The sequence below is a fragment of the Streptomyces sp. NPDC050560 genome (assembly GCF_044457285.1).
Taxonomy (GTDB): Bacteria; Actinomycetota; Actinomycetes; order Streptomycetales; family Streptomycetaceae; genus Streptomyces.
Map to the genome: position 1 here is coordinate 141,603 of NZ_JBITGT010000018.1, position 21,764 is coordinate 163,366.

Genomic DNA, 21,764 nt, shown 5'->3' on the forward strand with positions numbered 1-21,764 from the left:
GGCTACGGGTCGTGAGCCGGTTGTCCACGCGCGCACCGATCACCCGGGCGATCACCCGGTGCCGCGCTCACGGCGCGGGCGCGACGTCCCCGGCCCGCCTGAACCCCTCCCACAGCGGCCCGCCCGCCTCGTCGAGCACCGCGCCTGCCACGTCCAGCAGGGGGTGGGGGTCCTCGTCGCCGAGGCAGGCACGCACCGCCGCCTCCATCTCCCGCAGCGTCTCGGGCGCCACCTCCCGCAGCCGCCGCGCCGCCCACTTCCCGGTGCCCACCCAGCCGCCGCGCACCAGCACCGCAAGCTCGGCGGTGCGCCTGGCGATCTCCGCCGCGACGAACGTCCGCTCCGCGGGGTCGACGCAGCCCCGCAGATCGTCCAGCAGGTCGGTGAGCGCGTAACGGTACGGCTCCAGCTCGTACGCCCCGATCGGCCGCGGCCCCGCGGCCACCCGCTGCCGCGCCTCGGCCACCAGCGCGGCGCCGCAGCCGTCGCGGTCGTGGACGAGTTCGCCCCGGGCGCACAGGAACAGCAGCGGCGACCTGCGCCGGGCGGTCTCCCGGTCGACGAAGCCGCGCCAGCTCTCCACGGTGTGCGCGAAGACCTCCACGGGCCAGCCCGCCTCGGCCAGACTCAGCCGGTACGGAGCGGGCGCCCCGTCGAGCAGGACGACCAGGTCGAGGTCGGAGTACGCGGTACGGGCCGACGTCAGCACACTGCCCCCCAGCACCACGGCCCGCGCGTCCGGATGCAGCCGCAGCGCCGCCCCGCGCGCGGCGTCCCGCGGCGCGGGACGGCCGCCGTCGCCGCTCAACACCGGGCGGAGCCGGGGGAGTCGGCCCGGACACCGCCGGACACCGCGATCGTGTCGTCCTCCGCCATGCACCTCACCTCTCCCGCGCCTCGGCACCTCCCGGGACGCCGCCGTGGCGGGCGCCCGGGGGCGCATCCTCGCACAGCGCGGCCCCGTTCCGCTGACGGATTCCTGGCATCGCGGACGGGTCCCGTGGGCGCAGGGCACCATGCCGGGCGAGGGGACACGCGCGACGCCGGGCCGGGCGCGTGCCCCGCCACGGACCGCGAGGGCCTGCTCCTGGTCACCGGGGGTTCAACGGCGCCCTGCGGGTCTGGGACGTCGCCTCACGCAAGCGGCTCCTCACGGACCGGCACGGGGAGCGGGAGCGGGCGCGGTGCATGGGCATGGCCCCCGACGGCTCGTACATGAGGGCGGGCGACCTCGGCGACGGCATCGTCCCCCGTGAGCTGCCCTCGGGCGAGGCGTCCCCGCGAGCCGCGCCGCCACCGCCTGTGCCGCTCACCCGCTCACCCGCACAGGCGCCCAGGCGCACCGTACTCACCCGCCACGGGACCGGTCACGCCCCGGAGCGACCTGTCGAAAACCGGTTGCGGACCCGCGGGAGAGCCCGCGAGAGTGACCGCCGACGCCGCGCCACCAGGGCGCGGATCGCAAAAGAGAGGAGGGATAAGCCCATGATCGCCACGACGACCGCGCTTGTCCCCTCCCGGGGTGCGCACCGCGTCTGACCCCGGAGCGGACGGGCGCCCTCATCCGGAGAGTGCCTTGACCGTGACACCGTACGACCTGACCGTGCGCCCGATCACCGGGCGCGCGGAACTCGACCTCTTCCGCCGGCTCCCGTACCTGAACAACGGGGAGCTGGCCGGCGACCTCGACTCGGGCCGCCGCCGCCCCGAGTGGCTGTGGGTCGCCCTGCGCGGCGACCGCCTGCTCGCCAGACTCGCCTGGTGGAGCCGGCCGGGCGCCAGCGCCCCGCTGCTCCTCGACTTCCTCGACCTCGACGACACCGCACCGCGCCCCGAACGCCTTGAGGCGGGGGAGCGGCTGCTGCGCACCGCGCTGGCCGCCACCGTCGCCGAGGGGGCGCCGCCGCCCGAGTACGGCCGCTACGTCCCGTCCGACTGGGGCGAGCACCCCGAGACGGCGGGGCCCGTGCGGGACCGCATGACGGTGCTCGAACGGACCGGCGCCCGCCTCTTCGTCGAGCGGCTGCGCCTTGAGTGGCGCCCCGGGACACCGCTGCCCGCGCCCTCGGGGCGGCTGCGCTTCCGCCCGGTCCACGGCAGGGCGGAACTGCTTTCGCTGATGACCTCGGTCCTCGACGGGACGCTCGACGCCCACGGCCGCGCCGACCTGACCCGGATGTCCGCGCCCGCCGCGGCCGCCGACCACTACGAGGGGGAACTGGCGCGCCTGCGCTCCCCACGGGACTGGTGGCGCGTGGCGACCCTGCCCGGCGGGGAGCCGGTGGGCTTCGTCCTCCCCGCGCACAACGGCTACAACGCCGTGATCGCCTATATCGGGGTCCTGCCCGCCCACCGGGGCAGGGGCCATGTGGACGACCTCCTCGCCGAGGGCACCCGCGTCCTCGCCGCACAGGACGTCCCCCGGGTCCGCGCCTCCACCGACGTCGGCAACACCCCGATGGCACACGCCTTCCGCCGCGCGGGCTACGTCGACTTCCAGCACGAGATCAACATGACCTGGTCAGGGCCGCCGACACCGGCACCGGCACGGGAGGCGACGTAGGGCGGTCGCGCGACACCGCGTCCGCGGCGGGGCACCGGGCGCCCTCCGGCCCCCGGTCGCCGTGGGCGGCGGCCGGTCACCGCAGGGCGCTGTCGGTGGCCTGTAGGGGCTGTCGCCCGGGTGTACGTGCCCTGTCGGCGCCGGGTGACACGTTGGCGTGGACTCCGCCGGGCGCCCGCCCGGCGGGACCGCGACACCCGAGGAGTGGCCATGCGCACCCCTGTCACCATCATCGGCGCCGGACTCGGCGGCCTCACCCTCGCCCGCGTCCTGCACGTCCACGGCATCCCCTCCGTGGTCTACGAGGCGGAGCCGTCCCCGCAGGCCCGCAACCAGGGCGGGATGCTCGACATCCACGACTACAACGGCCAACTCGCCTTGCAGGCGGCCGGGTTGATGGACGAGTTCCGCGCCATCATCCTGGAGGGCCGCCAGGCGGTGCGCTTCGTCGACAGCGAGGGGACCGTCCTGCTCGACCAGCCCGACGACGGCACCGGAGGGCGCCCCGAGGTGCAGCGCGGCGACCTGCGGCAGATGCTGCTCGACTCCCTCCCGGCGGGCACCGTGCGGTGGGGCCGCAGGGCCGACACCGTCCGCGCCCTCGGCGGCGGCCGCCACGAGGTGGCGTTCACCGACGGGAGCAGCGTCACCACGGAACTGCTCGTCGGCGCCGACGGCGCCTGGTCGCGCGTGCGACCGCTGCTGTCCGACGTCACGCCCGAGTACGCGGGCACGTCGTTCGTCGAGACCTACCTGTACGACGCCGACACCAGGCACCCGGCCGTCGCGAAGGCGGTCGGCGGCGGCACCTTCGGCGTGTTCGACCGGGAGGGGAGCGAACTGGGGCTCGCGGCACACCGGGAGAAGGGCGACACCGTGCACACCTACGTCATGCTGCCCAGGCCCCAGGAGTGGTTCGACGCCGTCGACTTCACCGACCCGGCCGCCGCCACCGCACGGATCGCGGCCGAGTTCGACGGCTGGACACCGGACGCCGTCGCCCTGATCACCGAATCCGACACCGCGCCGCTGCTGCGCCTCCACCACACCCTGCCGGTCGGGCTCCGCTGGAACAGGGTGGCGGGGGTGACGCTCGTCGGCGACGCCGCCCACCTCGCCGCCCCCAACGGCGAGGGCGCCAATCTCGCCATGCTCGACGGCGCGGAACTCGGCGAGGCCGTCGCCGCCCACCGCGACGACACCGAGGCCGCGCTCGACGCGTACGAGCGCGTCATGTTCCCCCGCAGCGCCGCCGCCAACACCCAGGCCGAACGCGAACCCACGAAGGAAGAGATGATCGCGTTCTTCAGCCGGGACCATGCAGAGCGGCCCAGCTAGGCCGCCCGCCGCCCGCCGCCCGCCGCCCGCCGCACGGCAGTCGCGGCGGGCGCCCGGCGCCGGTCACCTCGCCCGGCGGGCCACCGTGAAGTGGTCGACGCGCTCCCCGCTCTCCGCGATCGCGGACACCGTCAGGGTGGACTCGCGCCCGGCGTGGGCGGGGCGGACGTCGACCGACAGGAAGGAGTAGCCGGTGTAGCGCACCCGCGACCAGTGCACCGTCTCGGCGACGTGCCCGCCCTTGGCCTGGTAGTAGCTGTCCACCGAGTCGACGTCCTCGACGTGGCCCTCGTAGGAGTCGGCGACCGGGAAGGAGTACAGGCTCTTGCCCGCCCCGCCCGCGGTCACGTACACGACACCCTCGGTGGCCGGGCGTACGGTGGCGCCGATCGGCAGCGGCTTCGACACCGCACCTGACCTGATCGCGTCGGTGCGCTCGTAGACGTGGTTGTGGCCGTTGATCACCAGGTCCACCTGGTGCTTCTCGAAGAGCGGCACCCAGGCTTCGCGCACACCGCCCTCGGAGGCGTGCTCGTTGGTGGTGGAGTAGGCGCAGTGGTGGAAGAAGACCACGAGGAAGTCGATGCCGCGCTGCCCCCGGTAGCGTGCCAGGGTGTGGTCGAGCCACGCGGTCTGCCCGCCGCCGCTGATGCCGAGGTTCGCCGGGATCTCGTACGACACGTCGTTCGCGTCGAGCGCGACGACCGCGGTGTTGCCGTACACGAAGGAGTACGCCCCGGGCTGGTTGGCCGGGCGGGGACCGTTGGCCGGGAGGGTCCAGCGTGCCTCCTGCCCGCCGTAGCCGTTCGGCGAGTACCACGCCTCCATGTCGTGGTTGCCCGTGGTGACCATCCACGGCACCCGCGCCGCCACCGACTCCGTCTGGCCGAGGAACTGGTCCCAGGTCCGCGCGTCGTAGTCGGCCGAGTCCGAGGACTCTCCCGACCCGTCGGGGTCGGCGTAGCAGATGTCGCCCGCGTGCAGATGGAAGGAGGGGTTCCGGCCGAGGATCAGCGAGTCGTTGGCGAGCGCGTGGTAGCTGACGCCCTGGTCGCCGAAGGCGGTGAAGGTGAAGCTCTCCCTGCCGGACGGCGCGGTGGTGAAGCTGCCGATCGTGGCGAAGGCGGCGGCGTCGGCCGGGTCGAAGCCCTCGTGGCCCACCCCGTAGTAGTAGGTCGTGCCGGGGCGCAGACCGCTCAGTGTCACATGGTGGTAGTACTGGTCGACCGCGGGCAGGCTGCTGCCCGGAAGCTGCGGGGTGTGCAGGTCCCGCACCTCGGCCGGGACCCGGTGGCCCAGCGACCACGGCTTGAGCCCGTACCTGAGGAACGGCCGGCGGACCGCGAGCGGCACCTGCCAGGAGACGGTGAACCGGGTCCGCGGGTCGGCCCCGTACTGGAGGTGCCGCCCGAACGGCGCGACCAGCGAGCCGTGCACACCGTGCCCGGTGGCCGGGCGGCCCACCAGGGCCGGTGTTGTGGCACCCGCGGCCCCGGCGGCGAGTCCGGACACCGCGACGGCGCCCGCCGCGACCGCGCCCCCCTGCACAAGCCGCCGTCTGGTGAGCCGGGACCGCAGGTACTCGTGCTGCTCCGCCATGCTCAGCTTCTCGACGAGTTCGGCCTTGATGCCCATCTGTGGAGTATCCATAACGGGGAAGCTGTCAGTGCGCGTCGAGGCCCCGACATACGGGAGGCGAACGAACGGTGTCGGAGGGCTGTCCGCAGTCCCCCTCCGGCTCGCCCCGCGCCCTCACGCCGTGCCTGTCGGACCCTCACACCGTGCCCGTCAGATCCTCCGCGTATCCCTCGATCGCCCCGCGGTACTCCAGGACGGTCGGGTCCGTGCTGGTGGCGGCGACAAGACGCAGGAGGAGGCGGGTGCACTCCTCGTGGCGGCCTGTGTTGAACAGCGCCATGGCGAGGAACGCGCGCAGCCCGCCGTCCTCGGGGAACTCCGCCACGCCCTGGCGCAGGGTCTCGACCGCGGCGCCGTATCTGCCGAGGACGCGCAGGGTACTGCCGAGGCCGAGCAGCGCGCCCCGCCGGTCCTCACCCCGCAGCCCCGGAAGCCGCAGACAGCGCTCGTAGTACGGCACCGCCTCCGCCTCAAGGCCGAGCACGTCATGGGCCCACGCGGTCTGGTACGCCACCTCGGCGTCCTCGGGCCACGCCGCGGCCAGCGCCACCAACTCCCGCCGCGCCCGCTCCCGTTGCCCGCTCTCCCGCAGCGCCACCGCCGCTGCGAGCAGCCCGCCCCTGCCGCCGTCACCGTTCTCCGTCATACGCAGATCATCCCGTACGCCCTCCAGCCGCAATGGAAGCGTTTCCACAGCGATCGCACAGTTTCCGCACCGTGTGCCATCGGAAAACGGCGCCCCGGAGCCGGGTCCAAGCCCGTGCTGGCACCCAACTTGACCGAAATACAAAGGATTTGCGGCCGTGAGCCTGCGTGATGTTTGGCGCAACCCCTCCCCTCGGGGACTCTGGACGCCGTACAGTCACGCGGGGTGTTTCCAGTTTCTTCCAGACCGGTTCCCGTACGGGTGCGCGACGGGTGCACACACGGGTTCACGGCATGGGTCTCCACGGACGAAGGGAACGTACCGATGCGACGCGCGAGGGTCGCCGCTGCTGCGGCGGTTGTGGTGCTGGCGACACTGGCCGCCGGGGGCTGCGGCGGTGGCGGTGACGACGACGGCTCGAACGCCGACGCGCCCCCCGTCGGAGCCGACAGCCCCGCACTCCTCAGGGAACTCGCCCAGGTCAGAGCCACCGACCGGGCCCGCGCCTGGACCACCTACGGTGACCTCGCCGCGCAACGCGCGCTGGGCGACGGCACGGCACCCAGCACACTCTTCACCCTCAGCGGCTACGGCTGGCCCACCACCCAGGCCCGTGACGTCGAGGCACGCGGAAAGCTGGGGCTCTCCGGCGCCGCCGCTGACCGCGCGATCGAGATCGGCGAGACCCATGGCACGGGCCGCTTCGACGGCGGCGTCGACACCGGGGCGGTGGCCGACGGGGCGAAGCGCCTCGGCGGCCACGAGGACGGCAGCGCGGGACCCCTGACGGTGTGGCGGCTCGCCGCCGACGACGCGGTCGCCAAGAACGGCGACATTGCCCAACTCTCCCGGGGCTCCGCCGACTTCAACGTCATCGCGGTCGGCAAGGACACCGTCGTACGGGCGCAGTCCGCGGCCGCGGCGAAGGACCTGGCCGCCGACAACAAGGGCGATACCCTCGCGCGTGACCCCGAGGTGCGCGCCGTCGCCGACTGCCTGGGCACCCCGCTCGCCGCCACCTTCTCCGACCGGCACATCACCGCGGGCGGCGCCTCCCCGAAGCCCGCCGACTTCACCACGGGGGCCGGGGTGACCGGCTCCGACCCGAAGAAGCTCACCCAGGTCGCCTGTCGCACCACCGGTTCCGCCGCGGAGGCCAAGCGGACCGCCACCGCCCTGCGCACCGAACTCGCCCACGGCACCACTCGGTTGAGCAGGCTCCCCTGGAACACCATGCTCGCGGACGCCAAGGTCTCGGTGGTCGCGGGCACCACCGTGAAGGTGACCGCCACCTCGAAGAAGAGCCCCCAGGTGGTGCTGGAGATGATGCGCTCGGGAGACCTGTCCGACCTTCTCGACACCTCCGGATGAACGGTGGCCGCGCCTCCGACAGCAGGGCCCCACCTCGTTCACACCGCCCCGTCTCTCGCACCCTCGTCTCCCGCCCATGTGGTGCCGCCCGCCCGGACGAACCGCCGGAGGTGGCCGCGTACCGTCTCCGGCTGTTCGAGCCAGGGCTCGTGGCCCGCGTCCTCGACACAGGTCAGGGGCACCCCGAGCCGGTGTGCGAGCGAGGCGAGTGCCGTCAGTGGCCTGGGGGCCCGGTCGGCGCCGATGATCTCCGTCCGCTCGGGCAGCCGGACGCGCAGCGTGTCGAGGTGCGGGGCGAGCGGGTCCGTACGCCCCTCGGCACCGAGTTCCCGGTTCATGTCCCAGTTGACCGGTCGGCGCCGCACGGCCGCACGCGCGGCCCGGCTCCGGCCCCGTACCGGCTCCGCGTGGTCGGTGGACCAGGCCAGCGTCAGCAGCTCCGCCTCCTCGTCCGCCGTGCGGTGTGTCCGCTCCTCCAGCGCGCGGAGCCGGTCGCGCTCTGCCGCGGACATCCGGCGGGCGCGCTCGCGCCGGTACCCCGCACGCCAGTCGCCGACGAACGGCCCGCACATCAGCAGCATCCCGGCCACCCGCTCCGGATGGGCCAGGCAGAAACGGCAGGCCAGGTCGCTGCCGTAGGAGTGCCCCACCAGCATTGCCCGCGGCGCCTCCCATAGGTCGAGCAGTCCGGCGAGGTCGCGCACATGCCGGGCGAGGGTGTGGCAGCCCCGCCACTCGGAGCCGCCCGTGCCCCGCTGGTCGTAGCGGTGCACCGGCGCGAGATCCGCGACCGCCGCCGCGACGTCCTCCAGGTAGTCCGGCAGCCCGGGGCCGCCGTGCAGCAGCACCACGGGCGGCTCCCCGCTCCCGCGCCGCCCCAGCCGCCGCCAGCGGATGCGCGCCCCGTCGTCCATCGATGCGAGGCCCCCGGCCTCCGTCATGTCCACCGCCGGGAACTTACCGGCGCGGCGGACTGGCCACCAGCCGATACGGGCCCCGTGCGGCGGTCCTGCCGGGCGCGGGCCCCGCGAAGGACGCGGCGGGGCGGCATCCGTGTCGTCGGCGGCGTTGCGTAAGGTCGGCCGTGTGACGATCACCGTACGCAGGTCCCGCGCCGACGACCACGCGGCGATCCTGTCCCTCATGGACAAGGCCCGCGGTGTGGGGCTCAGTGACGAGGAACGGGCACGCCGGGGCTTCGTGCAGGGCGAGATGACCGCGGCGCTCCTCGACCGCTTCCAGGCGGGCCCCGGCATCTTCGTCGCCGACGCCGACGGGGAACTCGCCGGCTTCGCGATCACCAGCGAGCCCGGCGGCCTCCCGCCCGGACATCCCGCGGCCGTGGCCGTCACCGCGGTCGTCGAGGCGGCGGACGGCCGGGACCTGGGGCGGCTCCTCCTCTACGGGCCCGTCGCCGTCGACGAGCGCTTCCAGGGGCGTGGCGTGCTGACGAAACTGCTCGCCGCACTTGCCACGGCTCTGCGCGACGACTACGAACTGGCCGTTGCCTTCGTCGAGTTGGCCAACGAACGCTCCCTCGCCGTGCACCGGCACTACGGGATGGCCGAGGCCGCCCACTTCGAAACGGACGACCGCGCCTACGCCGCCTTCACCTTCCCCCTGGCCGCCATGGCCCGGCGGACGCCCTGAGGGAGCCCCTGCCGAGAGCGGGAGGACCCGGGTGGGCCGCTTGTGCTGCCGCGCGACCCCGCCCCCGCGTACCCCTGATGCCGAGCCCGTACCGCGCGCCCCAACTCCCCTCCGCTTGTGCGTGTTTCGTGGGTGATGCGAGGAAGTTTCGTGACCGGCCGGTGAGTTGGTGACGCGCCATTTACGCGGGAGAAGCGTCGCGTTACCGTGTGGGAGCGCTCCCATATGGGCCGGGTCCATGCGCGCCCTCCCCGTGGGAGCCCGCCCAGAGTCCCCCCACACTCCACCCCCAAGGAGATCTGCCCCATGGTCAAGCGACACACCGACAGAGGAAAGAGGCCCGCGCTGCGGCCGCGGCACCTCGCGGGAGCCCTCGGAGCCGCCGCGCTCGCCCTGGTGTTCGTGTCCATGCCGTCACCGGCCTCGGCGCACGGTGTGGCCATGTCGCCCGGCTCGCGCACCTACCTCTGCTACGAGAACGCGCAGACCGACACCGGCGCGCTCGACCCGAGCAACCCCGCCTGTGCCGACGCGCTCGCCGAGAGCGGCCCCAACGCGCTCTACAACTGGTTTGCCGTACTGGACTCCAACGCGGGCGGCCAGGGCGAGGGCTACGTGCCCGACGGCACCCTGTGCAGCGCGGGCGACAAGTCCCCTTACGACTTCTCCGCGTACAACGCGGCCCGTGACGACTGGCCCAAGACCCACCTCACCGCGGGCTCCACGATCCAGCTCCAGTACAGCAACTGGGCCGCCCACCCGGGCGACTTCCGGGTGTACCTCACCAAGCAGGGCTGGTCCCCGACCACCCCGCTCGCCTGGTCAGACCTGGAGCTGCTCGACACCGTCACCGACCCGCCCCAGGAGGGCTCGGCAGGTCAGAACGGCGGCCACTACTACTGGGACCAGGCGCTGCCCTCGGGCCGCAGCGGCGACGGCCTCATCTTCATCCAGTGGGTGCGCTCCGACAGCCAGGAGAACTTCTTCTCCTGCTCCGACGTCGTCTTCGACGGCGGCAACGGCGAAGTGACCTTCTGAGGCCCCCGGTTCCCCGCGCCGGGCCGCGGCACACCGCCACGGCCCGGCGCCCCGGCGCGGAACCACCCCTCTGCCGCGGGCGTCTGTGTACGCGGACGAACGCAGAGGCAGGGGGGATCTTCCATGCGCAGACGTACGAACGCCGTGGTGGGCGCGGCGGTGGGCGCCGCCGTGGCGCTGACCGTGCTCAGCGGGTGCAGTGACTACAACGACAAGCGCGGCAAGGGCGACGCACCCGTCTCCGACAAGCAGGGCGACAACACACCGGCGCAGGTCTACAACTTCCCGGACGGCTTCGGCAACTTGGCCACCAAGTGCGTCGGCCACGGCAACCGCGCCTATGTCACCACCAACGACAACGCGCCGTCCAACATCGAGATCCGGCCCGACAGCAGTTGCAAGGACACCCCGTGACACCCCGCCGCCAACTCGCGCGCGGCGCGGTGGCGGCGGCCGGGTGCGCCCTGCTGCTCGTGCTCGCCACCGGCTGCGGCGACGACTACGACGAGACCCGCGGCAAGGGCGACGCGCCGGTGAAGGGGCGGCACGGCGACGACACCGCCGTCGAGGTCTACAACTTCCCCGATGGCTTCGGCAACCTGGCCACCAAGTGCGTGGGACCCGGCAAGCGGGGCTATACCAGAACGAAGGCGTACAGCCAGGACTCCGACGACGACGATCCCAAGTTCGTGCCCGCGCATGAGGCCGTCGTCGACGACCCGGCCTGCCACTGAGCGCCCCACCCGCGACCGCGCCCCGCACCACCCTCCCGTCACGGCTTTCCGCGTACGCGAAAGGCCGCCGACGGGACCCTCAACCCGTCGGCGGCCGGTCTCAGGGGGCGACGATCACCCCCGTGTCGCCGTCGCGGCCGCAGCCGCGGGGGCGCCGTTCGCGGGCGGCACCACGGCCGGCACACCGCCTGCGCCGCGCAACCGCGTCAGCACCGTGCCGAGCGTCAGGCTGCCAGGACCCAGGAACACGATGAGCAGCAGCGCCCAGCAGAACATGACGGCAGGCTCACCCCCGTTCTGGATCGGCAGCAGCCCGTGCGGCTGGTGCTCGGTGAAGTACGCGAAGGCCATGGAACCGGAGCCGACGAGCGCCGCGCTCCTGGTGCCGAGGCCGAGCAGCACGAACGCGCCCGTCACGAACTGGATGAGCGCGGCCCACCAGCCCGGCCACTCGCCGACCGACGGCCGGGCGCCGTGCGACGCGGCGAGCACATGGAAGAGGGTGGACACACCGTGGAGGAAGAACAGCAACGCCACGACTATCCGGAAGAGTCCGAGCACATGCGGTCTCAGTCTGTCCAACTGATTCATCGGGAGGCCCTTTCTCGCGTGCAGCGATGATCAGGAAGGACCACGGAGCCCGGGCGGGGCGCTCCGTGGAGTGGTGCGCGGTGCGCGACCACCCCCGGGGCCCGGCGGAACCTGAACCGCCTGAGGAGTCACACACCGCCCGGCCGGCACCCGCGACAGACCGTCCGCCGGTACGCCCGACCGGTTCTCACTGACCGGGAGCGGCACCCGCCGCGCCTGCTCCCGTGGCCAGGTCATAGGCGAGCTGCGGGCCGAACTCGCCCGCGGGGCCCGCACAGCCGTCCGCCTCACCGGGCAGCTTCACCCAGAGGAACGCGTCGATCTGCTCGTCGCCCGTCTGGTCCGTGCTCGGCGTGCCGATGGCGCGGCCCGCCGGGTCGCACCACTCCGCGTCCGGGGCCGGGCCGTTGCCGTTGCGGCTGGTGTCGACGACCGCGTGCAGTCCGGGATCACCGACGGCGGCCAACACCGCTTTGTCGTAAGCGATCTCATCGGCCGTCAGGTTGTAGTTGGAGACGTTCGTCGAGATGCCGTCGGCGCTGTCCGCGATGTCGGCCGCGACCAGGCGGCTCGCGATCGCGTCAGGCGCAAGCCAGTTGGAGTGCCCCGCGTCGAAGTAGACCTTCGCCTGGTCCGACGCGGCCTTCAGGGCCTTGCCCGCGTACCCGAGCGACGCCTCCGTCTCGGCCTGCTGCCCGGCGTCCTGGCACGTCGACATGTTGGAGAGCACATCGGGCTCCAGGATCACCGTCGCCGCCCGGCCGTCGAGGCCCGCCGCCAGTTCGTCGACCCACGCGCGGTACGAGGCGTGGTCGGGGGCACCGCCGCTGCTCGCGCCCGAGCAGTCGCGGTTGGGGATGTCGTACACGACCAGGATCGGGACCTTGCCCGCCGCGGCCGCGTCACCGACGAACGCGTCCACCTCGGCGCGGACGGTGTCGGTGTTGGTCTCGGTGAACCAGCGCGCCTGCGGCACGCTCGCGATCCGGTCCGCGATCATCTGGGCGCGCGCGTCCCCGGGGTTCTCCGCCACCCACCGGGCGGCGTTGGTGTCGGGGTCGACGTAGAACGGCGAGTCCTCTGCCGCCGCGGCGCCGCCCGGGGCGGCGACGGTGGCGAGGGCTGCTGCCAGGGCGCAGACCGCCGCGCCTGCGGACCTGCGGAGCGTGGTGCTGGGGGCCATCGGGGCTCCTGTAGGGGAGGGGGTGCGTGTGGGGGCCCGCTGCGGGGAGCGGGTGGTGCCGTGTCCCATGGGGGGATGCGGGGGAGGCGTCCGGCCCGAAGCGGGGCTGGCGGATCGGGCCGGACGGGCCTGGTTTCCCGTGGGGGGAGGTGTCGGTGCGGTGGGTCGGGGAGGGGGAGGCCGCCGGGCCCGGCTGTCGGTGTCGCCGGGCCCGGCGGTGTGCCGGGCCGGGCCGCGCGGGGGCGTGTACGCGGCTCACACGGCCTAGCGGCGAGGTGACGGCGGGGTCCTGGGCAGATCGCCGCTCGTCACCGGGTGGCCTTGACGGGCCCGGGTGGGCCTGGCCGGGGGCACGGTGTGCTCGTGCGCCGTCGGCATGAGGGACGACACGGGGGCGTCGGTGCCGCGGCGGTGCGCGGCGTCCTCGCCGGTGCCGGGCAGGACCAGCTCCGTGAGCGAGTAGCCGGGCAGCGTGAGCGACGCGGCGCCGTCGTCGAGGCCCTGGTCGGGGGCGTGGACGATGGTGCCCGGGTCGTCCGCGCCGTACCGGAAGACCTGTGCGGAGGTGCTGCCGGACAGGCCGGAGACCGAGAGCGGCGCGGTGACCTCCTCGGTGGACTTGTTCACCACCATCAGCGTCAGCGCACCGTCACCGGAGCGGCGGGCCGCGAAGACCGACACCCGGTCGGGGTCGTCGCTGCCCGCGGTCAGACTGGTGTCGCCGAACGCACCGCCCCGCCCGTCGTAGTCGAGGAACATCCGGAAGGCGTACGCGCCGGGGTCGGTGGGTGCCGGGGGCGACCACAGGGTGGCGAGGTCGAGGCCCTCGCGGCCGAAGATGCCCAGCACGTCCGCCTCGGCGAGCGCGCCGTCCATTTGGTCGAGCGCGCCCCAGTTGTACTCGCTGACCGCCAGCTTGGTGCCGGGGTAGTCGGTGTCGACGAGCGAGCGCATCCGCGGGATCAGGTCGACCGGCTGGCCGATCCAGCTCTCGTCGGTGTATGACGGGTCCCACAACTGCCGGGTGGAGCGCAGCCGCAGCGCCCGGGTCTCGGCGCTCTCGTCGCCGCTCGTGATGCCGGTGCCCTGCGGGTACCAGTGGTTGTCGTAGTAGTCGAGCAGCCGCTCGCCGTGCTCCTGCTCGTACGCGGCCATGTGGTGCAGGTACCAGTCGGCGAACGGGACGCCCCCGTGGGCGGCTCGGTCGGGCGGGTTGCTCCAGCAGTCGCCGCCCTCCTCGTTGCAGACCTGCTGGTCCTTGCCGGAGAGGGTGAGGGAGTTCCAGCCCCAGCCGACGGGACCGAGGGTGCGCGCGGCGGGGTCGGCGGCCTTGACGGCGCCCGCGATCTCCTCGGTGCGCTCCGCGATCTCGTCGTATCCCGCGCCGTCCGGGTGGACGTCGCGGTGGGTGGAGTGCCACAGGTCGGGTTCGTTGTCGAGGTCGTAGTAGCGCACACCGCCGTCGTCCGCGGTGCCGTACGTGGCGGTGAGGTGGCCCAGCCAGTCGGACACGTAGTCGGCGCCCGCCGGGGTGCTGGTGTCGGCGGGGTCGTTGCCGGTGACCGGGGCGCCGTCCGTGCCGAGGCCGTTGCCGCAGTCCGGCATCCACTCGTCGGTGCTCTGCTGCGGCCCGTACTTGGCGACGCTGAACCCGCACGCCTTCTCACGGTCCTTGGGCACCCAGCCGATCAGCGGCACCGTCAGGACGGTCGAGGTGCCGGCCGCGCGGTCCTTCTCGACGAAGGTGTCGGTGGCCGAACCGTCGGGCAGCGCGGCCGGGTCGGCGACCTCGTCCGGGATGTTCTCGAAGTACCAGTCGGAGGCCCGGTTGCTGGTGCTCGTCAGGTAGTTGTAGCGGGTGGTCGCGTTGCCGCCCCAGCGGTCCACGGGCAGCTTCAGCTCGGAGACCAGGGACGCGTCGGCGAAGTTCATGCCGTAGATGTCCCGGCTGATGGGGTGGCCCTGGGCGGCGGCGTCCACGGTCAGCGCGGGACCCGCCGCCGCGGCGCCCGCGTACGGGGCGCCGGTGGCAAGGCATACGACGGTGATCGCCGCCGCCAGCGGCGGCAGAACCTTCCGGGTGGAGAGCACGGGCCCCTCCTGACGGGTCACGGGTGCACGGCACGAACGAGCACCGCGGCATGCCCTCGCGAGCACGGCGGCCGGTACGTCCCACGCCCGGACGAGGCGGAGTGCCGAAGCGACGTGCCTCAGGCACTCGCCCTTCCTGTCCGGGACATGACATACATGGAGGGCCGTCGGGCCGAGCGTCGGCCGGGGTGGCTGGGAGCGCTTCCAGAGAACAGCCATCCACCCGATGCCGTCAAGAGGATGTTCAACTCTTGTTTCGACCCGGTCACTTGGGTCCGTCTCCAGCGCGTGATCCTTCAAGTGTTTGCGGTGTGCTACTTCCGCCCGGGTATTCCACTCGTTACAGTCAGAGGGGTATGGGAGCGCTTCCATGGCGCTTTTCGGGACACGGGCCGGGTCCCGCGCGAGCCGCGCGAGAGCGGCGGCCAGATGCGGACGACGGCCGATGACGACCGGCCACGACCGGGGACAACCGAGAAATGCCGAGGGAAGACGACATGACCGCAGTCGGCGCTCCACCCCCCGTGCGAGAAGAAGCGGGATCACTGATGCGCGACGAGTCCAGCGTGCCCGCCCTGTCCTGCGACTTCTCGGTGCCCGCCGAGCCCGTGTCGGTGCCCGCGTCGCGCGCCATCGCGGGGCACGCACTGGCGGCGTGGGGGCTCGCCGACGAGGACACCCTGTGCGAGACCGCGCTGCTGGTGCTGAGCGAGCTGGTCACCAACAGCGTGAAGCACGCGGCCCGGCTCTCCCCGAGCGTCGACATCGGACTCACCCTGACCGGCGGCGAGTTGACGGTCGCCGTCCACGACAGCCATCCGCACCGCCCGGTGGCCGCGCCACGCGCCCGCGAGGACGGCTCGGGCGGCTGGGGCCTGCGCCTCGTCACCGACCTCGCCATCCGCCGGGGTGGCGCGGTCGCGGTGCGCGCCGACCGCGAGGGGCCGGGGAAGACGGTGTCCGCGAGGCTGCCGCTGAGTGCGTGAGGGCCGTTTGGCCGGCCGGTGGCGGGGAGGGGCCGCCGGGGCGGGCGCCCTGACACCTGCTGTGTGGGCCGCCGGGCGGGGCTCCTGGGCGGTGGCCTCGGTGTGGGTTGGGGCGGCTGCCACCTCCCGGGGGTCTACGTCCCGGTGCGGTGCGGTGCGGTGCGGTGCGGTGCGGGCCCCGGGCCCGCGTGGTCCCGCCCAGTTGCCATGGCCCCAACCCGGGCGAGTGCGGCCCCCGCGCTCCCGTGCTCCCGGCGAGCATGGCCCAACCGGGGCCAGTGCGGCCCCGCCCCGCGAGGTGCCGCGGCTCTCCCGTACCGAAGCGGGCCCCGCCGCCCGGAGGCCGTACGGCTTCCTCAGTCGCGTGGTCCCTCCCGCATCACCCCCGCGAGCAGTAGGTCCACCAGGCGGTCCGCCTGGTCGCGTTGGGCGGGGCTGCCTGCCATGAGGGCGATGCCCGCCAGGGCGGCGAGTACGTCGTCGGCCCGCACCGAGGGGCGGAACACCCCCTCCGTACGGCCGTGTTCGAGCAGGATCTCGATGGCCTCCGTCACCCGCTCGACCGTGCCGATGCGCGAGTCCGTGTTGCCGTCGGTGAGCGCGCGCAGGGTGTCGGCCATGCCGCTCTTGAGGCTGAGGTAGTCCAGGAACTTCGTCAGCCAGGCGCGGGTCGCGTCCAGCGCGTCGCGCTCGGCGGCCAGGGTGCCTGCCGCGGCGCACAGGGAGACGAGCGACTCCCGGTAGACCGCCTCGACCAGGGCCTCCCTGGTGGGGAAGTGCCGGAACAGGGTCGCCACGCCGACGCCCGCGTCACGCGCCACCGCGTTCAGGCTCGCGTCCGCGCCGTCCGTGGCGAACGCCCTCGCCGCCGCTTCCATGATCAGTCGGCGGTTGCGCTGCCCGTCGGAACGGGGCGCGCGGCGCCGCGGGGCGGGGTGTGCCACCGGGACCTCCTTGCTAAGCGGAGTGCACTTCGGTTAATCTCGTTAAACGGAACGAACTCCGTTTGAACTCAGTCTAGCGAGGACACCACCATGAGGCACAGGGTGCTGGGCGCCACCGGTATGCAGGTCAGCACGGTCTGCCTGGGCGCGATGATGTTCGGGAGCATGGGCAACCGCGACCACGACGACTCGATCCGCGTCATCCACACCGCGCTCGACGCGGGGGTCAACTTCATCGACACGGCCGACGTCTACTCCGCGGGCGAGTCCGAGCAGATCGTCGGCAAGGCGCTGCGGGGCTCACGGCGCGACGGCGTGGTGCTGGCCACCAAGTTCTCCATGCCGATGGGCGAAGACCCGAACAGCCGCGGCGGTTCGGCCCGTTGGGTGCGGCGTGCCGTCGAGGACAGCCTGCGCCGGCTCGACACCGACCACATCGACCTCTACCAGATCCACCGGCCCGACTACGACACGGACGTCGAAGAGACCCTGTCCGCCCTCTCCGACCTGGTGCGCGAGGGCAAGGTGCGGGCCATCGGCTCCTCCACCTACCCCGCCGAGCTGATCGTCGAGGCGCAGTGGGCGGCACAGCGAGGCGGGCACCGGCGGTTCACCACCGAGCAGCCGCTGTACTCCGTCCTCACCCGCAGTGTGGAGCGGGCGGTGCTGCCGACCGCGCACCGCCACGGTATGGGGGTGCTGACGTACAGCCCGCTGAACGGCGGCTGGCTCTCCGGCCGCGCCGACCCGGCCGGGGGACAGCGCGCCGCGGGGCGGCCCACCATGTACGACACGTCCATCGCGGAGAACCGCGCCAAGGCCGAGGCGGTGGCCGCCCTCCGCGAGATCGCAGCGGAGGCCGGTCTCACCCTGCCGCACCTCGCGCTCGGCTTCGTGCTCGCGCACCCGGCGGTCACCTCCGTGATCATCGGCCCCCGCACCCACGAACAGCTCGTCGGCCTGCTCGACGGCGGCGATGTCGAGCTGCCCGTGGACGTCCTCGACCGTATCGACGAGGTGGTGCCGCCGGGCGTCGACGTCAACCCGGCCGACAACTACAAGGCCACCCCGCCGGACCTCACGGACCTCGCCCTGCGCCGCCGCATCTACGGCCTGCCGCTCCCGGGCAGGGCCGCCACCGCGGCGGTGGCCGCGGCCTGAGGGGGCGGGGACGCCCGCTCCCGCGGTCCCTCGGCCTCGCGAAGGGACGGCCTCGGTGTGGGGGTGGGAACGCGCCCTGCGCCTTCGAGGAGTGAACGCGAGAGACGTGGCGTGGGGAGCCGTGCGCACCGAATCCGCGAGCAGGCCACCGGCCCGTGTAGGGAAGGGCGTTCGGGGCCGCCCCACACGCCGAAGGGCCCGGCGATCCGTGGATCACCGGGCCCTGGACTGGAGTTGACGTACCGTCAGGGATACGCCACATCGCGAGTGTTGCTAGTCCACCGGCGGGTACGCGTTCTGCACCAGCTCCTGGAACTGCGCGGAGAACCAGTCACCGGACAGCGGCGCGTCGGGCAGCGCCCCCGAGGGGTTGTTGCCGTTGCGCGGGTTGCCCTGGTAGGAGGGGTCGCACATCTGGTCGAAGCCCTTGCCCTGGTCGTTCGGGATCTCCTTGCTCGACCCGTCGGACTCGCCCGGGGGCTTCATCCACACATACGCGTCGATACCCTGCTCGGGAGAGGCGGTCGGGCGCTCGCCGAGGCCGGCGCCGGACTGGTTGCACCAGTTGCCGAGCTGGATACGGCGGTCGACGCGGCCACCGTCCACATAGTCGTCGGCGCTGGTCTCGGGGCCGGGACCGGTCGGACGGTCGGCGCCGCCCCAGCCGTTGCGCGAGGTGTCGATCAGGCCGCCGATGTCGCTCGGGAAGCCCTGGCTGACCAGCTCCTGGCGGAAGTCCTGGGCGAAGCTCAGCTCGTCGACGTAGTTGTTCCAGTCGATCCACTTGGCCTGCTCACGGACCGGCTGGCCGTTGACGGTGTCGTCGACCTTGAAGTAAGGCTCCTCGGTCGCCGAGTAGTTGGCCGTGTTCGCGATGAAGCCGGCCACGTCGTCGGGGGTGGCGCCCTCGGTGCTCGCCGCCTCGGCGATGACCTGGGCGGTGGCCGAGAAGTTGTCCTCCCAGCCGATCCAGCCGTGGTGGCCCGCGTCGATGTAGTTGTACACGTTCGGGATCGGACCGAGCTGGGCCAGGGCGTAGCCCACGCCCTTCTGGTAGTTCCCGTTCGCCTTCATGGTGTCGCAGTTCTCGGTGGCCGTCTCGCGGTCGCCGGTGTTCGTCACCAGGTTGGGCAGGGAGTCGATCTCGATCGTGTTGACGATCCGCAGGTCGGCATAGGCCGGGTCGGCCTCGATCTCGGCGATCGGGTCGATGAACTCCGACTCGTAGCGGTCGATGTCGTCCGGGCCCAGCTCACCGTTGGAGGCCAGCGCGGCGCAGTCGCGACCGGGCAGGTCGTAGACCACGACCTGGATCAGGTTGGCGCCCTGCTCCAGGGCGGCGTCCAGGTGGTCGCGCAGACCCATCGCCCCGTCTGTGCCCTCGATGGCCGCGATGCGGTCCATCCAGACGCCGGTCGGCTCATTCGCGACCGCCTCGCCGCCCGGCTCGGCGGCGGCCTTCGCGGACCAGTCCGGGTTCACGTACACCGTGGCGCCGTCGTACGGATTGTCCACGCGCTCAGCGGCGGGGGCACCGCTGGCGGCGCCGCCGCCGACCATCATCAGCCCGGAGGCGAGCGCCATAGCGGCCACCGCGGCAAGGCTGCCGCGACGGTAGCGCGAGCTGTGTGGGGGGCCTGATCTCATGCTGAACTCCTTCGTTGTGACCGCGACGGAGTTGTCGTGATCATGACATGCAGTCAGAAACGTCGCTCCATTACGGGCGGGGGGAACTGGGAGCGCTCCCATGGAAGCGCTTCCAGTTTTTTTGACCGTACCAGCGCCGTAACACTCTGAAAAGGGCTCGCAACAATCTGGTGTCCCTCCGGGGCGATGGCTCCGGAGCGGTGCCGGTACGGAGACGTGGGAGGGGTGTGCGGGCAGCGCCCGGCAGCCCCTTCCGGTGTGTGCGTGGGCGCCTCGGTGTGTCCGGGCGTGCGGTGCGTGGACGTCCAAGTCGCCTTGTGAAGAGGGAAGTTGTATGCCGCCGGGGGTGCGGTGGGCGGGCACGGGCGGACGGCACGGGTGCGGCGCGCGCGTCCTGGTCGGCGCCGTACCTCTCCGGTCCGCGCCCGTGCCACCGTTGTGCGGCGCCGGGGACCGTCCGTCCGTGCCCGGGCGCCGACCGCGCCCGGTCGCCGCCCCGTCATGGGGCGGCACCCAGAACCGTGCCGCTGGTCGTGCCCGCGGCGGGTCCCGGGAGATATGGGGTGTCATCGGGCGCCCTCCGTACCGGCGCCGCCGCTCTTCGCGGCCTGCCGGTCGGTGCGCGCCGTGAACTCGGCGGGTCCCGAAGTGCTCTCCGGCGCCGGGCGGGCGGGGGCGACGCCCTGTATTCGTAGGCCGGGGTGCCGCCAGGAGGCGGTGGCGCTCCGGCCGTGGGCCTCGAACTCCGGGAAGACGGCTCGCCGCCGGTCGCTTCTGTCGATGCCGCCGGAGTGCGTGGTGGTGAACTCGCCTGCGGGGAACAGCACTTCGGCCTCCTCGGGGGAGTCCTCGGCCCAGACGTCGACGGGCGATCTCTTCCCGTCGAGCGAGAGACCCGCCCACTCCTTGGTGGGGTGCGGGCGGGGCGAGGCGAAGTGGGCGTGTGGGGGACGCCGGGTGTGGGCGAACGGGGTGCCGTCGTCGAAGCCGTAGGTGCTGCCGTGCTTCTCGGTCCGGGCGTGCACCATGTGACTCGGGCCGACGCTCTTGAGGCGCCTTGCTGTCTCGTCCGCCCGTAAGGGCCCCCGGTGGTTACTCTCGCCGCTCAGCGAGTCCTTATAGGGCGGCCGGGCGTCGAAGCTGCCGTACGTCTCCCGGTGGCCGCAGGCCAATTGGCGGCGGTTCCTCACGGCGTAGTACTCGAAGCCGTCCCCCCGGAAGTGCGCACCGCGGTGGCCCACGGAGCCCTCGGGTGCGGCGGCATCGCTCACGGCATCGGGCGGTGCGAAGGTGCCGGTCGGCGGCGGTGTGGCGGAGGCGCCGGGCGTGGCGCGAGGAAGTTCCCGCGGTCTCATGGCGCCCCCTCGGGCTCGTTCTCGACGGCGGGCGGCGCGGTGCGTGGTGCGCGGGAGCCGGGGCGGCCGTGCCCAATCCCGTGCTCCCGCACGCGGGCGGGCGCGGCGCGGTCCCCTGGGCGGGCGGCCCTGTGCTCCGGCCTCGGTGGGACTCATGCGCTGCCTCCGTGTGAAGCGGTCCGGCAGGGGTGGGGCTGTGGTGCGCGGTGTCCGCCCGCGGTGGGGGAGTGGGCACCGCGCGACGGCGCCGCGCGTCAGGCCGTGTCGTCACACCACGGCCTGGGCCGGGGCGCGGTGGCCGCGCAGCCGGTGGCCGTGGCTCCCGCGTGCGGGCGCACGACACGACTCGGGGGTGTGATGGGCTCCCCGTGGCCCGGTAGGAGTGCCTGGGAGCGCTCTTAGACTGAGTGGGTGGCGGGGGCGTGTCAAGGGTCCGGATGACGGGAGTTCGCTCCCCTGGGCAACCGCCCCGTAACACAAGGCAATCCGCAGGTTGTTTTAAGGCTCCCATAAATCCCCAGCTCAGAAGGGGAGTTAGGGTGCGGCGAGGCGCGACGGCGGTTGTCCGGGGTGTTGCCGGGGCGATCCGACGGGTTTCCAGTCTGTCATGTCCCCGCTACAGTCCAATCTGGGAGCGCTTCCAGAGCGCTCGGAGTGCGATTCGCTTCCGCCCCCACAGGAGGACATCGTGCGCGACCGTGCGGCACATCCCTGTCCGCGGAGCGCGGTGGCACTAGGTCGTGTCGTTTGGATCTTCGTGGACCAGGGTGCGGCGTCAGATGCTCCCCCACTGCCCCGAAGGGCGTGGGAGGTGCCCCCACCATCGCA

18 protein-coding genes and 1 pseudogene are annotated in these 21,764 nt (G+C 73.0%); 9 read left to right on the forward strand and 10 right to left on the reverse strand.

From position 1 onward, the window contains the following. Positions 1-67 precede the first annotated feature (67 nt). Positions 68-811: a nucleotidyltransferase domain-containing protein gene (locus ACIBIW_RS32205; protein ID WP_399341297.1), complete on the reverse strand. Its 744-nt coding sequence runs from the start codon at positions 809-811 to the stop codon at positions 68-70. A gap of 765 nt (positions 812-1,576) precedes the next feature. Here ACIBIW_RS32205 and ACIBIW_RS32210 point away from each other — a divergent pair. Together ACIBIW_RS32210 and ACIBIW_RS32215 are read left to right on the forward strand one after the other, a co-directional pair. Continuing rightward, on the forward strand, positions 1,577-2,563 hold the full coding sequence (locus tag ACIBIW_RS32210) for a GNAT family N-acetyltransferase (protein WP_399341299.1): 987 nt from the start codon (positions 1,577-1,579) through the stop codon (positions 2,561-2,563). Positions 2,564-2,773: 210 nt separating this feature from the next. Then, a complete protein-coding gene (locus ACIBIW_RS32215; protein ID WP_399341302.1) occupies positions 2,774-3,901 on the forward strand; it encodes an FAD-dependent oxidoreductase in 1,128 nt (375 codons plus the stop codon). Positions 3,902-3,964: 63 nt separating this feature from the next. On the opposite strand, the gene ACIBIW_RS32220 is transcribed toward ACIBIW_RS32215, so the two are convergent. Both ACIBIW_RS32220 and ACIBIW_RS32225 read right to left on the reverse strand, forming a co-directional pair. Next, positions 3,965-5,551: a purple acid phosphatase family protein gene (locus tag ACIBIW_RS32220; RefSeq protein WP_399341304.1), complete on the reverse strand. Its 1,587-nt coding sequence runs from the start codon at positions 5,549-5,551 to the stop codon at positions 3,965-3,967. 124 nt (positions 5,552-5,675) lie between these two features. Then, a complete protein-coding gene (locus ACIBIW_RS32225) occupies positions 5,676-6,185 on the reverse strand; it encodes a tetratricopeptide repeat protein (protein WP_399341306.1) in 510 nt (169 codons plus the stop codon). Positions 6,186-6,509: 324 nt separating this feature from the next. Between ACIBIW_RS32225 and ACIBIW_RS32230 the strand changes: the two genes are divergently transcribed. After that, positions 6,510-7,556 (forward strand): hypothetical protein, encoded by a 1,047-nt coding sequence (locus tag ACIBIW_RS32230; protein WP_399341308.1) that lies wholly within the window; start codon positions 6,510-6,512, stop codon positions 7,554-7,556. 38 nt (positions 7,557-7,594) lie between these two features. On the opposite strand, the gene ACIBIW_RS32235 is transcribed toward ACIBIW_RS32230, so the two are convergent. Then, complete coding sequence (locus ACIBIW_RS32235; RefSeq protein ID WP_399341341.1) at positions 7,595-8,497, reverse strand: alpha/beta fold hydrolase; 903 nt, start codon at positions 8,495-8,497, stop codon at positions 7,595-7,597. A gap of 145 nt (positions 8,498-8,642) precedes the next feature. On the opposite strand from ACIBIW_RS32235, the gene ACIBIW_RS32240 reads away from it, so the two are divergent. The 4 genes and pseudogenes from ACIBIW_RS32240 to ACIBIW_RS32255 all read left to right on the forward strand — a co-directional run bounded on the left by ACIBIW_RS32240 (position 8,643) and on the right by ACIBIW_RS32255 (position 10,978). Then, entirely contained in the window at positions 8,643-9,206 is a 564-nt protein-coding gene (locus ACIBIW_RS32240) for a GNAT family N-acetyltransferase (RefSeq protein WP_399341310.1), read from the forward strand. A 408-nt stretch (positions 9,207-9,614) separates the two neighbouring features. Further along, a pseudogene (locus ACIBIW_RS32245) lies at positions 9,615-10,238 on the forward strand (lytic polysaccharide monooxygenase); the annotation flags it as partial. Between the two features lie 129 nt (positions 10,239-10,367). Beyond that, positions 10,368-10,658, forward strand: coding sequence for a hypothetical protein (locus ACIBIW_RS32250; RefSeq protein ID WP_399341313.1), 291 nt, complete (start codon positions 10,368-10,370; stop codon positions 10,656-10,658). Next, on the forward strand, positions 10,655-10,978 hold the full coding sequence (locus ACIBIW_RS32255; RefSeq protein ID WP_399341315.1) for a hypothetical protein: 324 nt from the start codon (positions 10,655-10,657) through the stop codon (positions 10,976-10,978). The genes ACIBIW_RS32250 and ACIBIW_RS32255 overlap by 4 nt, the downstream gene beginning before the upstream one ends. A gap of 114 nt (positions 10,979-11,092) precedes the next feature. On the opposite strand, the gene ACIBIW_RS32260 is transcribed toward ACIBIW_RS32255, so the two are convergent. From ACIBIW_RS32260 to ACIBIW_RS32270, 3 genes are all read right to left on the reverse strand, one after another. Then, positions 11,093-11,569: a DoxX family protein gene (locus ACIBIW_RS32260; protein WP_399341317.1), complete on the reverse strand. Its 477-nt coding sequence runs from the start codon at positions 11,567-11,569 to the stop codon at positions 11,093-11,095. Positions 11,570-11,756: 187 nt separating this feature from the next. Next, positions 11,757-12,752, reverse strand: a complete 996-nt coding sequence (locus ACIBIW_RS32265; RefSeq protein ID WP_399341319.1) for a glycoside hydrolase family 6 protein — start codon at positions 12,750-12,752, stop codon at positions 11,757-11,759. Between the two features lie 264 nt (positions 12,753-13,016). Beyond that, positions 13,017-14,864 carry a glycoside hydrolase family 44 protein gene (locus tag ACIBIW_RS32270; RefSeq protein ID WP_399341321.1) on the reverse strand — a complete coding sequence of 616 codons (1,848 nt, stop codon included), beginning with the start codon at positions 14,862-14,864 and terminating at the stop codon, positions 13,017-13,019. Positions 14,865-15,391: 527 nt separating this feature from the next. On the opposite strand from ACIBIW_RS32270, the gene ACIBIW_RS32275 reads away from it, so the two are divergent. After that, a complete protein-coding gene (locus ACIBIW_RS32275) occupies positions 15,392-15,829 on the forward strand; it encodes an ATP-binding protein (protein ID WP_399341322.1) in 438 nt (145 codons plus the stop codon). Positions 15,830-16,185: 356 nt separating this feature from the next. Here ACIBIW_RS32275 and ACIBIW_RS32280 read toward each other — a convergent pair whose 3' ends face one another. Then, positions 16,186-16,773 (reverse strand): TetR/AcrR family transcriptional regulator, encoded by a 588-nt coding sequence (locus tag ACIBIW_RS32280; protein ID WP_399341324.1) that lies wholly within the window; start codon positions 16,771-16,773, stop codon positions 16,186-16,188. 90 nt (positions 16,774-16,863) lie between these two features. Here ACIBIW_RS32280 and ACIBIW_RS32285 point away from each other — a divergent pair, with 90 nt between their 5' ends. Next, entirely contained in the window at positions 16,864-17,934 is a 1,071-nt protein-coding gene (locus ACIBIW_RS32285; protein WP_399341326.1) for an aldo/keto reductase, read from the forward strand. Between the two features lie 273 nt (positions 17,935-18,207). Here the strand turns inward: ACIBIW_RS32285 and ACIBIW_RS32290 are convergent, their stop codons facing one another. Both ACIBIW_RS32290 and ACIBIW_RS32295 read right to left on the reverse strand, forming a co-directional pair. Then, positions 18,208-19,581 (reverse strand): glycoside hydrolase family 6 protein, encoded by a 1,374-nt coding sequence (locus tag ACIBIW_RS32290; protein ID WP_399341328.1) that lies wholly within the window; start codon positions 19,579-19,581, stop codon positions 18,208-18,210. Positions 19,582-20,147: 566 nt separating this feature from the next. Next, positions 20,148-20,936: a hypothetical protein gene (locus ACIBIW_RS32295; RefSeq protein WP_399341330.1), complete on the reverse strand. Its 789-nt coding sequence runs from the start codon at positions 20,934-20,936 to the stop codon at positions 20,148-20,150. Positions 20,937-21,764 lie beyond the last annotated feature (828 nt).